General features: G+C 31.3%; 15 protein-coding genes. 10 read left to right on the plus strand and 5 right to left on the minus strand.

What is annotated here, in order from left to right; translation table 11 throughout:
- Positions 1-62 precede the first annotated feature (62 nt).
- A complete protein-coding gene (locus L8X40_RS04780; RefSeq protein WP_214100140.1) occupies positions 63-620 on the plus strand; it encodes a manganese efflux pump MntP family protein in 558 nt (185 codons plus the stop codon).
- On the opposite strand, the gene L8X40_RS04785 is transcribed toward L8X40_RS04780, so the two are convergent.
- A complete protein-coding gene (locus tag L8X40_RS04785; RefSeq protein WP_039617114.1) occupies positions 617-1,375 on the minus strand; it encodes an exodeoxyribonuclease III in 759 nt (252 codons plus the stop codon). The genes L8X40_RS04780 and L8X40_RS04785 overlap by 4 nt on opposite strands.
- A gap of 98 nt (positions 1,376-1,473) precedes the next feature.
- On the opposite strand from L8X40_RS04785, the gene L8X40_RS04790 reads away from it, so the two are divergent.
- From L8X40_RS04790 to pyrC, 4 genes are read left to right on the plus strand one after another with little or no spacing between them, the layout of a single operon-like run.
- On the plus strand, positions 1,474-3,006 hold the full coding sequence (locus L8X40_RS04790; protein ID WP_263667438.1) for a phosphoethanolamine transferase: 1,533 nt from the start codon (positions 1,474-1,476) through the stop codon (positions 3,004-3,006).
- Complete coding sequence (locus L8X40_RS04795; protein WP_087699066.1) at positions 3,006-3,377, plus strand: diacylglycerol kinase; 372 nt, start codon at positions 3,006-3,008, stop codon at positions 3,375-3,377. Before L8X40_RS04790 ends, L8X40_RS04795 begins: the two co-directional genes overlap by 1 nt.
- Positions 3,362-3,592: a helix-turn-helix domain-containing protein gene (locus L8X40_RS04800; RefSeq protein WP_257904441.1), complete on the plus strand. Its 231-nt coding sequence runs from the start codon at positions 3,362-3,364 to the stop codon at positions 3,590-3,592. Before L8X40_RS04795 ends, L8X40_RS04800 begins: the two co-directional genes overlap by 16 nt.
- Before the next feature lie 8 nt (positions 3,593-3,600).
- On the plus strand, positions 3,601-4,593 hold the full coding sequence (pyrC, locus tag L8X40_RS04805; RefSeq protein WP_263667439.1) for a dihydroorotase: 993 nt from the start codon (positions 3,601-3,603) through the stop codon (positions 4,591-4,593).
- Positions 4,594-4,602: 9 nt separating this feature from the next.
- On the opposite strand, the gene L8X40_RS04810 is transcribed toward pyrC, so the two are convergent.
- The gene (locus L8X40_RS04810) at positions 4,603-5,301 is read right to left on the minus strand and encodes a class I SAM-dependent methyltransferase (protein WP_263667440.1); all 699 of its coding nucleotides are present in this window, start codon (positions 5,299-5,301) and stop codon (positions 4,603-4,605) included.
- 60 nt (positions 5,302-5,361) lie between these two features.
- Between L8X40_RS04810 and L8X40_RS04815 the strand changes: the two genes are divergently transcribed.
- Genes L8X40_RS04815 through L8X40_RS04825 form a run of 3 tightly spaced genes read left to right on the plus strand, consistent with a single transcriptional unit; the run spans position 5,362 to position 7,746 of the window.
- On the plus strand, positions 5,362-6,198 hold the full coding sequence (locus tag L8X40_RS04815; protein ID WP_263667441.1) for a metal ABC transporter solute-binding protein, Zn/Mn family: 837 nt from the start codon (positions 5,362-5,364) through the stop codon (positions 6,196-6,198).
- Positions 6,195-6,944, plus strand: coding sequence for a metal ABC transporter ATP-binding protein (locus L8X40_RS04820; RefSeq protein WP_263667442.1), 750 nt, complete (start codon positions 6,195-6,197; stop codon positions 6,942-6,944). The genes L8X40_RS04815 and L8X40_RS04820 overlap by 4 nt, the downstream gene beginning before the upstream one ends.
- Positions 6,937-7,746, plus strand: a complete 810-nt coding sequence (locus L8X40_RS04825; RefSeq protein WP_087699072.1) for a metal ABC transporter permease — start codon at positions 6,937-6,939, stop codon at positions 7,744-7,746. The genes L8X40_RS04820 and L8X40_RS04825 overlap by 8 nt, the downstream gene beginning before the upstream one ends.
- 9 nt (positions 7,747-7,755) lie before the next feature.
- Here the strand turns inward: L8X40_RS04825 and L8X40_RS04830 are convergent, their stop codons facing one another.
- The 3 genes from L8X40_RS04830 to rpmI form a co-directional block, all read right to left on the minus strand.
- Complete coding sequence (locus tag L8X40_RS04830) at positions 7,756-8,664, minus strand: DNA ligase (RefSeq protein WP_263667443.1); 909 nt, start codon at positions 8,662-8,664, stop codon at positions 7,756-7,758.
- Positions 8,642-8,995 (minus strand): 50S ribosomal protein L20, encoded by a 354-nt coding sequence (gene rplT, locus L8X40_RS04835; protein WP_039617097.1) that lies wholly within the window; start codon positions 8,993-8,995, stop codon positions 8,642-8,644. The genes L8X40_RS04830 and rplT overlap by 23 nt, the downstream gene beginning before the upstream one ends.
- Before the next feature lie 98 nt (positions 8,996-9,093).
- On the minus strand, positions 9,094-9,285 hold the full coding sequence (rpmI, locus tag L8X40_RS04840; protein ID WP_039617094.1) for a 50S ribosomal protein L35: 192 nt from the start codon (positions 9,283-9,285) through the stop codon (positions 9,094-9,096).
- A 145-nt stretch (positions 9,286-9,430) separates the two neighbouring features.
- Here rpmI and L8X40_RS04845 point away from each other — a divergent pair, with 145 nt between their 5' ends.
- Together L8X40_RS04845 and L8X40_RS04850 are read left to right on the plus strand one after the other, a co-directional pair.
- Positions 9,431-9,700, plus strand: coding sequence for a hypothetical protein (locus tag L8X40_RS04845; protein WP_039617093.1), 270 nt, complete (start codon positions 9,431-9,433; stop codon positions 9,698-9,700).
- A 60-nt stretch (positions 9,701-9,760) separates the two neighbouring features.
- Complete coding sequence (locus L8X40_RS04850) at positions 9,761-9,979, plus strand: hypothetical protein (protein WP_263667444.1); 219 nt, start codon at positions 9,761-9,763, stop codon at positions 9,977-9,979.
- Positions 9,980-10,054 lie beyond the last annotated feature (75 nt).

The following is a 10,054-nucleotide window of genomic DNA, read 5'->3' on the forward strand; positions in this document are numbered from 1 at the left end:
ATTAATTTGTTATTTTATATAAAAATATATAATTTCATCCTATTAAGTAATCAAGGAAAAAAATGGATATTTTAAGTTTAATTGTTTTATCTTTTGCTTTAGCAGCAGACGCTTTTGCGGTCTCATTGTGTAAGGGTTTTAGTGCTAAAGAATTAAAAATAAGACATTATTTAATAGTTGGATTATATTTTGGTGGCTTTCAGGCTTTAATGCCGGCTATTGGATACACCCTAGGGGCTTCTTTTGGTTCTTTTGTGGAAAAAATTGATCATTGGATTGCTTTTATTCTTCTTGGTGCTATAGGTGGTAAAATGATACAAGAATCTTTCAAAAAGGATAGTTGTAAAGAAAATTCAAATTTATTTGATTTCAAAACCATGACAGCTCTTGCTATTGCCACTAGTATCGATGCGCTTGCTGTTGGGGTAAGTTTTGCCTTTTTAAAGGTAGATTTATTTATAGCATTGTTATGTATAGGTGTAATCACTTTCATAATGTGCGTTCTAGCTTTAAAAATCGGTAGTAAATTCGGCACTTACCTCAAAAGTAAAGCCGAATTTCTAGGTGGTACGATTTTAATTTTACTAGCGGTTAAAATTTTATTTGAACATTTATCTTAGATATCTATTTCTATCCCTACAGGAGCATGATCTGAACCAAAAATGTCATCTCTTATGAAGGCATTTTTGAGCTTATCTTTCAAGCCATTAGAAATGAAAAAATAATCAATCCTCCAGCCTACATTTCTTTCTCTTGCTTTCATTCTATAGCTCCACCACGAATACTTTTCTTTAACATCGCCATTTATATGTCTAAAAGTATCAATAAAGCCTAATTTTAGCAAATCATCTATCCAAGCACGCTCAATCGGTAAAAAACCTGAAGTTTTTTCATTGGCTTTTGGGTGGGTTAAATCTATCTCACGGTGAGCAGTATTTACATCTCCGCAGATAATGATTTCTTTACCTTCTTTTAAAAGTTTATCTAAATACACTAAAAAATCATTATAAAATTTCATTTTAAAGTTCAAACGCTCTTCATCTTTTTGGCCATTTGGAAAGTAGATATTAAACAAAACTACATTTTTAAAGCTATGCTCTAAAACCCTGCCTTCATCATCATCAAAAAACTCACATTTTTTGACTTCGCAATCAAAATTACACAAGCTCATTACACCTGAATACCCTGCTCTTTTAGCGCTATTTGAATACATATGTTTAAAAGGATATTCATAAATTCTTTTTGGAAATTTATCCTCGTGTGCTTTGATTTCTTGGAAACCTATAAAATCAATTTCTTCTTTTTCAATCCAATCAAGTGCATTTTTATCACAAATTGCCCTTAGGCCATTTACATTCCATGATAATAATTTCATAAAATCCCTTTACTAATCTTCTTTTGTTGCTATTTTATATGCGATTTATTAATTTTATTCAAATAGACTAAGTTTTTATTTTATTCTAAAGGAAAAAAATGCACCTAAAACTTTCATGGACAAAATTTACCCTGCTTAATGCGGTTTTTATCATGGTATTTAACTTTCCATTGTTTGAGTTTGTATATGAAAAGATAGATCAAAACACTATGCTCTTTAGTGTATTTTTTGGAATTTATTTTTTCTTAGTTTTAAGTGTTTTGTCTTTGGTGTATTTTCCCTACATCGCCAAAATTTTAAGCATTTTTTTACTTAGCACTTGTGCTATTTGTAGTTATTTTGTTAGTAATTATGGGGTTTTAATCGATGATCATATGATACAAAATGTTGTTGAAACAGATAATAGGGAATTTTTTTCTTATTTTAATTTTTCCTTTGCTTTGTATATTTTAGCCTTTGTGGTTTTTCCTAGTTTACTTGTGATTTTTACTAAGATTGATTATCAAAAATATTTTTTCAAAAAAAGCGTATTGTTTTTAACTTCTTTGGTGTTTTGCTTTGCTTTAGTAGCTCTTAGCTCAAAAACACTTTTACCTTTTTTAAGATCACACAATATCGTTAGAATGTATAATCTACCCTTTTACCCAATATACTCAAGCATAGAATTTACAAAGAAAAAGCTAGCAGGTAAAAAAGAACTAACTATCATTTCAAATGATGCAAGTTTAAAAGATACTAATACAACTAAACTTATGATTTTAGTCATAGGTGAAACTGCTAGGGCAAGTAATTATTCTTTAGGTACTTACAAAATCAATGATACGAATTTTTATACCAAAAATGAGCCAAATTTAGTGTATTTTAGTGATATAAGCTCTTGTGGCACTGCTACTGCAAGAAGTTTGCCTTGTATGTTTTCAAGACACAAAAGAGTCAATTTTGAAGATGGGCTATATGAAGAAAATGTTTTAGATATCTTACAAAAGGTTGGAGTACAAAGTGTTTGGTTTGGTAATAACTCAGGAGGCTGCAAAGGAAATTGTGATCGTATAAAACACAAACTAATTCTAAAAGATTATGATGAGAGCTTACTTGAACTTGTAAAACAAGAGCTTGAAAATATAAATTCAAACAAAATTATCGTTGTGCATTTACAAGGCTCACATGGGCCAACTTACTATAAACGCTATCCAAATGCATTTAAAAAATTTATGCCAACATGTGATACAAACGAGCTAAATACCTGCTCACACGAACAAATCATAAACACCTATGACAATACTTTACTTTATACAGACTTTATTATAAAAAGCCTTATAGATATGCTTAAGCAAAATCCTACCAAAGAAGCTTCTTTGCTTTATTTATCAGATCATGGGGAGAGTTTAGGTGAAAATGGAATTTATCTTCATGGTATGCCTTATTTAATAGCACCAAAAGATCAAAAGCATATACCGATGATATTTTGGAGTAAAGATAGCAAATTAAGCCAAGGTTTACAGAGCAAAAAAGACTATAAACTTTCTCAAGATAATCTTTTTTCAAGTTTGCTGGGGTATTTTGGTGTAAATAGCAAAGAATATGAAGCAAATTATGATATATTTAGCAAAAAATTAAAGGAAAATCCTTAATGAAGCCAAAGTATTCTTTATTTAAAAATGCAAGCTATGCCTTTAGTGGAATTAAATTTTTACTCCAAGATGAAATGGCTTTTAGGATAGAATTTGCCATTATTTTACCTTTGATTTTTGCAAGCTTATTTTTACCTGTAAGTTTTTTAGAGCATTTTGTGCTTGTGTTTGTTTTGGTGCTAATTTTGATCGTAGAAGCGCTAAATTCAGCCATAGAAGCTTGCGTGGATCTTTGCACGAGCGAATTTCACATCTTAGCTAAAAAAGCAAAAGATTGTGCGAGTGCTGGGGTATTTTTTAGCGTGGTTTTAGCTATAATTACTTGGAGTTTTATTCTTTTTGATTTGGTTAGAGAATGGATGATAAAGTAAAAACACTATGCGCGAAAATCTTTGGTAAAAAACGCTTTGAAATTTTAGAATTTTTAGCCCTTCATGCTAATGAAGATGGCTTTGTCTTTGTCAATATAGAAGAGCTTTCTAAAAGGTTAAATATCAGCAAACCTACCATCATTTCTACTTTTAAATTTTTAGAAGAAAAAGCTTTACTTGAAAAACTTAAAAACGGCTTATATAAACTCAAATAGGAGATAAAATGACACTTAAAAACCCTTTGGATATGCATTTACATTTACGCGATGAAAGCATGCTTGAACTTGTAGCTCCATTTAGTGCAAAAGACTTTAAAGCAGGGGTTATCATGCCAAATTTAATCACCCCGCTTACCGAAACAACTGCACTCAAAGCTTATAAAGAACGTATTTTAAAAGCGTGCAAAAATGAAGATTTTACGCCTTTGATGACTTTATTTTTTAAAGACTATGATGAAAAATTTTTAGAAAAAGCTAAAGATGAGCTTTTTGCTATCAAGCTTTATCCTGCAGGTATCACTACCAACTCAGATAATGGAATTTCAAGCTTTGATATAGAAAAGTTAAAACCTACATTAAATGCTATGAGTGAGCTTGGCCTGCCTTTACTTGTACATGGAGAAACAAATGATTTTGTCATGGATAGAGAAGCAAATTTTGCTAAAATCTATGAAAAATTAGCTAAAAACTTTCCAAAATTAAAAATCGTAATGGAACATATCACCACTAAAGTTTTGTGTGATTTATTAAAAGATTATGAAAATTTATACGCAACTATCACTTTGCACCATTTAATGATAACGCTTGATGATGTAGTAGGGGGCAAGATGGATCCACATTTATTTTGCAAACCTATTGCAAAACGCTATGAAGACAAAGACGCTTTATGTGAGCTTGCTTTTAGCGGCTATGAAAAGGCTATGTTTGGAAGCGATAGCGCACCTCATCCATTACACACTAAAGAATGCTGTGGGTGTGCAGCTGGCGTATTTAGTGCACCGGTGATTTTACCTGTGTTGGCTGAACTTTTTGAAAAACACTCAAATAAAGCAAATTTACAGAAATTTATTTCAGATAATGCTTGTAAAATCCATAATCTTAAATTTGAAAAAGATAAAATCATCGCTTTAGAAAAACAAGAATGGCAAGTAGCGCAAAAATACGGTGATGTAGTGCCATTTATGGCAGGAAAAACTTTAAATTTCAAGGTTATTTAACCTTGAAATTTAATCAATAATCAAAAGTTTTATCTTAGCTTCTATAATCTCTTCTACCTCATCTTTTACAAAGCTTTCTAACTCTTGTTTGTTTGCATTAATGCCATTCATACTCAAATGCCACAAAGCATTTTCTATCGCACTTTCTTTATCTCTTTTTACCACTCTAGTTTCGTTAAAAATTTCACTCTCATAAGGGATATTTTGCGCATTTAAAAAACCTTGCAAATCCTCTTCATAAAAACCTTTAAAATGCGTATTAAAATGCTCAAATATAGGATCTAAAAAGCTACTTTTACGCCTACTTGCCCAACCTAAATACACCTTTTTAGAAGCTAAGTTTAAAAAAGCTTTATAGTCTTTTTCATTTTGCAAAGCAGGTGACATACTTAAAAAGGCTAAGTCGAATTTTGTGTTATTGTTTTTATAAAAGTTTTCAAAGTCTAAATTTAAAATTTTTACATTTGATATGGCATGAGTTTTTGCATCTTCTTGTAAAATTTCAAGCATAGCACTAGAGCTATCTACACCCAAAACACTTTTTGCTTTTTGTGCTAAATGCAAAGTCCAAACACCACTCCCACAGCCTATATCTACCACGCTTTTATCTTGTAAATATCCAAGTTTTGCAAAAGTAGCTTTTTGAATTTCGTTTAAACTAGGATTATACCTTGCATAGCTTTTTGCTTTTTTATTCCATAAATTCATCTTCACTCCTTATTTTTTCTAATATAGTATAATATTTTTTTGTTTTTAGAAAGGAAAATTATGCGTGTATTGTTTTTGTGTTTGATTTCATTTTTAAGTATATATGCCAAAGATTTGGTAAGTGTTAGCATAGCCCCACAAGCTTACTTTGTAAAGCAAATTGCCAAAGACACTTTAGATATTAATATAGTCATACCACCTAATGCAAATGAACATACTTTCGAATTTAAACCAAGCGGTATTTTAAAGCTTGAAAAAAGTGATATTTACTTCACAGCAAATTTAGAATTTGAAAAAATTTGGATTTTAAAACTTAAAGATAATCTCAAAAATACCAAAATCATCTCTACTCAAAATGGCATTGATTTTATACCTTTGCAAGAGCATGCACATGAAGGACACCATCATCACGGAGATGACCCTCACACATGGCTTGATCCGCTTTTAGCAAAAACTCATGCTAAAAATATCACCCTAGCACTTATAGAACAATACCCACAAAATAAAGCATTTTATGAGCAAAATTTAGAAAATTTCTTAAAAGAAATGGATGCATTAAATTTACAAATACAAGCTTTATTTAAAAATGCAAAAAACAAGCATTTTCTAGTCTATCATCCATCTTGGGGGTATTTTGCAAAAAGATATCATCTAAGCCAAATTCCTGTAGAAATAGAAGGAAAAGAGCCTAAGCCAAAAGACTTAGCCAAGCTTGCAAAACTCATACAAAAAGAGCAAATCAAAGCTATTTTTGTACCCAAAGGAGCTAATAACAATACCATTAAAGCTATGGCGAGTAATTATGATCTTAAAATCATAGAACTTGATCATTTGCCAAATGATTATAAAAATGAGCTTTTAAAAGATGCAAAAAACATAGCAAGTGTTTTACAATGATAAAAATCAATATTAAAAATTTAAACTTTTCATATAATCAAGATGAGGTTTTAAAAAATATCAACCTAAACTATGAAAGCAAAGACTTTTTAGCCATAGTAGGACCAAATGGTGGGGGTAAATCTACACTTTTAAAACTCATACTAGGCTTACTAAATAGCCATAAAAACATAAACTTTGAAAACTTGAGTTTAAAAGATATAGGCTATGTCCCACAAAATACTTTAGCTAATCCAAACTTTCCAGTGCGCGTACTAGAAGTAGTGATGATGGGAAGAGTGGATAAAAAATTCTTTGGTTTTTATACCAAAAAAGATCAAGAGCAAGCCTTACTAGCCTTAGAAAAAGTAGGTATGAGAAATTTTTGGGATAAAAAAATCAACGAATTAAGCGGAGGCCAAAGACAAAGAGTTTATATAGCAAGAGCTCTAGCAAGCGAATGCAAACTTTTAATCCTTGATGAGCCTACTGCAAGTATAGATACTAAAGGCTCGGTGCAGATTTTTGAGCTTTTGAAAAAATTACACGAAAGCGGGGTTGGCGTGATAGTAATATGCCATGATTTAAATGTAAGCTTAGCTTATGCAAATAAAATCGCATATTTAAACAAAGAATTATTCTTGCATGAAAACACCCCTGAAAAAAAGGCACATTTACTAGCACATTTAAGCCAAAATCACACGCATTTTTGTGATGTAGAGCTTAGCTTGGAGCAGTGTTGTTGTAAAGGAGAAAATCATGCTTGAGCTTTTATCTAGCTCTTTTATACAAAATGCCTTTCTAGCAGCGTTTTTAACTAGCATTGCCTGTGGGATTATGGGGACTTTAATCATGATCAACCGCTTAAGCTCTATGGCAGGAGGCATTACACATGGGGCTTTTGGGGGCATAGGTATAGCATTTTATTTTGGTTTGCCAGTATTAGTTAGCACGAGTTTATTTACTCTTTTTTTAGCCTTGCTTGTAGCATTTTTAGTGCAAAAATATCCTTTTAGGAGTGATAATATAGTCGGTGTTATATGGGCTTTTGGAATGGCTGTTGGTATCATACTCATAGACTTAACTCCTGGGTATAATGGTGATTTAATGGGGTATTTATTTGGTAGTATTTTGTCTGTACCTACACAAGATATAGTTTTATTTGCAGTAATTGATGTGATTTTTGTCATTTTAGTATTGCTTTTTTATCGTCAATTTGAAATTCTAAGCTTTGATAAAGAATTTGCAAGCTTAAGAGGGGTTAAAACTAATCTTTTTCATTATCTTTTAATCGCGATGATGGCTTTTTGTATCGTTATAAGTATCAAAGTAGTAGGGCTTATACTTGTGATAGCTTTACTTAGCATACCTGCATTTATCGCTGAGAGCTTTTCTAAAAAGCTTGGTCAAATGATGATCATCTCTACGCTTTTGAGCATAAGTTTTTGTGTGATAGGGCTTTTTGTAAGTTTTTATTATAATCTTGCAAGTGGAGCTTGCATTATAGCAAGTGCTTGTGTGATTTTTGTGCTTTATCTTTGTTTTAGCGCCTTTTTAAAGAAAAGTTAAAATTTACTTTTACCTTAAAATGCTATTTTCATGCACTCTTAAAAAACTAGCAAATTTTGGCTTGCCATTTTTGGTTAAGCCGTTGTATTTAAAAGTGATGATAGTACCAACTGGAGGAGGGTTTAAGCGATCGCTTTCTTTAAAACCTGAACCTATTTTAAAACTTACTTTTTTACCCTCAATCACTGCTTCACAGAGCAAAGATCCCATTTTACCTTCAAATTTTCCCTTACCTTCAAAATGCTTTTTTACAACACATTCTGTATCATCAAAAGGTTTTAGTTTAAAAGCATTGTTTGATCTTTTCTTTTCATAAGGTGCGTTGTTTAATCTTATGATTATACCCTCGCCTTTATGCGAAATGATATCTTGGTAAAATTGCTTTAAATGATTTTTATCTTTAATGCGAATTTGTGGGATGATTTTTATAAAATCATTTGGATTTTTAGCTAAATACTTTTTTAAAACTTCTAATCTTGCTTCTAATGTGCAAGGATCAAGCTTAAATTCCTCACAAGCATTTGGCACATCAAAGACATTATAACTTACTTTTTGCCAAAGTTTTTCATCGGGATTTTCTTGGCGTATTAAAGATGAATTTTCTTCAAAAGAAGCTCTTTTTACCCAAAGTTCTCCATCTAACTCAAATTTAGGAAAGTTTTTTGTGAAAAACGAAGGGAGTTTTATAGCATTTCCTGCTCTTGTTTGCATAGACTTACCACTCCAAAGACCTCTTACGCCATCAAGTTTTTCGCTCATGAGATAATGGCTTAAATTTACATCTTTAAATGCTTTTTCATCATAAACTTTAAAAAGTAAAATATCTTTAGCAAAAAGAGGATTTAAAAAGAGAGTAAAGAGAAAAACAAGGCTTATAAAAAGCCTTGTAGTAAGATTAAAGTGCTTTTTTAGCAGCATCTGCTATTTTAGCAAAAGCAGCTGCGTCATTCATCGCTAAATCAGCTAAAATTTTTCTATCAAGCTCAATGCCTGCTTTTTTAAGACCATTTATAAATCTTGAATAACTAATATCATTTAGTCTGCAAGCTGCATTGATACGCACTATCCAAAGACGACGGAAATCACGTTTTTTGCGGCGTCTATCACGATACGCATAAACCAAACTTCTTTCTAATTGTTCTTTAGCTTTTCTAAAGTGTTTGCGGCGACCACTATAAAAACCACGCGCAAGTTTTAAAACTTTTTTATGTCTGCGGCGTCTTACAACACCTGTTTTTACTCTTGCCATATTTATCCTTTCACAAATTGGCGTTCGTTAAACGAATCTTGCCCTTTAAAATAAGGGGAGTTTGAATGACTTTCGTCAAAAACTAAATTTAAGCGAGCTTAAATTCCTAACATTTTTTCAACCGCTTTAACATTGGTTGAGTGAACATACTTAGAAGTGCGAAGATCACGCATTCTTTTAGCAGGTTTTTTAGTCAAAATGTGGCTTCTATAAGCAGCACCTCTTTTGATTTTATTTTTACCTACTTTGAAGCGTTTAACAGCACTTTTAACGCTTTTCATTTTTGGCATGTGTATCCTTTGGATAAATTTTTTCATAAAAGAAAGCTATCATTTTACTACAACTATGCTTTAGAAAAATTAAATTTTTATATGACACAACCTGTCACAAGGGTTAAATATAATTTCTTCAATATTTCACAAATAAGGAGAAAAAATGTTACCTTTAATATTAGGTGGAGTAGCTTTAGCTGCAACTGGATATGGCATAAAAAAATGGTATGATAAAACTAAAGAGAATGATGTTTTCAAAAACAACAATAAAAGTTTTAGCATGCAAGATAATAAAAAAACATACACTGCAAGTGATTTTTACAAACCTAACTCAATATTCAACGAAAAGCAGGATACTCTAAACAATAACAAATCAAAAGAAGATGAAGAAATAGCTATGAAAATGGAAGCTGTATTTGGAAAGCAATTTTAGTAATATACACTAAAGACTATCTATCATAGCAACAAACAATCACATTAAAAGGAGTTGTAAATGGCGGTTGTAATTGGCATTATAGTCATGATAGCTACTGCTATATGGGCTATTGTCTGCGGAGCCTTTTGGGCTTTATTTATATTTGTAGTGTGGTGCGTTATTTTACCAAGTTTATTTTTTATAGAAAAATACGGACTTATAAATGTAGTGGTTTCTTACGTGCTAATTTTAGCTGGTGTAGTAGTGCTTGCAAGAATAATTAAAAAAAGTAAATAATACTAAACAAAACCTTGACAATACGGGGGGGGGGTATTGATATAATTGAAATAAAAAAATAATAAGGAGGGTTAA

The organism is Campylobacter sp. CNRCH_2013_0855, from assembly GCF_025773025.1.
In the GTDB taxonomy this organism is placed as follows: domain Bacteria; phylum Campylobacterota; class Campylobacteria; order Campylobacterales; family Campylobacteraceae; genus Campylobacter_D; species Campylobacter_D jejuni_C.

Coding starts and splice junctions, on each gene's coding strand:
- L8X40_RS04780 (WP_214100140.1), top strand. CDS start 63: ATGGATATTTTAAGTTTAATTGTTTTATCTTTTGCTTTAGCAGCAGAC.
- L8X40_RS04785 (WP_039617114.1), bottom strand. CDS start 1,375: ATGAAATTATTATCATGGAATGTAAATGGCCTAAGGGCAATTTGTGAT.
- L8X40_RS04790 (WP_263667438.1), top strand. CDS start 1,474: ATGCACCTAAAACTTTCATGGACAAAATTTACCCTGCTTAATGCGGTT.
- L8X40_RS04795 (WP_087699066.1), top strand. CDS start 3,006: ATGAAGCCAAAGTATTCTTTATTTAAAAATGCAAGCTATGCCTTTAGT.
- L8X40_RS04800 (WP_257904441.1), top strand. CDS start 3,362: ATGGATGATAAAGTAAAAACACTATGCGCGAAAATCTTTGGTAAAAAA.
- pyrC (WP_263667439.1), top strand. CDS start 3,601: ATGACACTTAAAAACCCTTTGGATATGCATTTACATTTACGCGATGAA.
- L8X40_RS04810 (WP_263667440.1), bottom strand. CDS start 5,301: ATGAATTTATGGAATAAAAAAGCAAAAAGCTATGCAAGGTATAATCCT.
- L8X40_RS04815 (WP_263667441.1), top strand. CDS start 5,362: ATGCGTGTATTGTTTTTGTGTTTGATTTCATTTTTAAGTATATATGCC.
- L8X40_RS04820 (WP_263667442.1), top strand. CDS start 6,195: ATGATAAAAATCAATATTAAAAATTTAAACTTTTCATATAATCAAGAT.
- L8X40_RS04825 (WP_087699072.1), top strand. CDS start 6,937: ATGCTTGAGCTTTTATCTAGCTCTTTTATACAAAATGCCTTTCTAGCA.
- L8X40_RS04830 (WP_263667443.1), bottom strand. CDS start 8,664: ATGCTGCTAAAAAAGCACTTTAATCTTACTACAAGGCTTTTTATAAGC.
- rplT (WP_039617097.1), bottom strand. CDS start 8,995: ATGGCAAGAGTAAAAACAGGTGTTGTAAGACGCCGCAGACATAAAAAA.
- rpmI (WP_039617094.1), bottom strand. CDS start 9,285: ATGCCAAAAATGAAAAGCGTTAAAAGTGCTGTTAAACGCTTCAAAGTA.
- L8X40_RS04845 (WP_039617093.1), top strand. CDS start 9,431: ATGTTACCTTTAATATTAGGTGGAGTAGCTTTAGCTGCAACTGGATAT.
- L8X40_RS04850 (WP_263667444.1), top strand. CDS start 9,761: ATGGCGGTTGTAATTGGCATTATAGTCATGATAGCTACTGCTATATGG.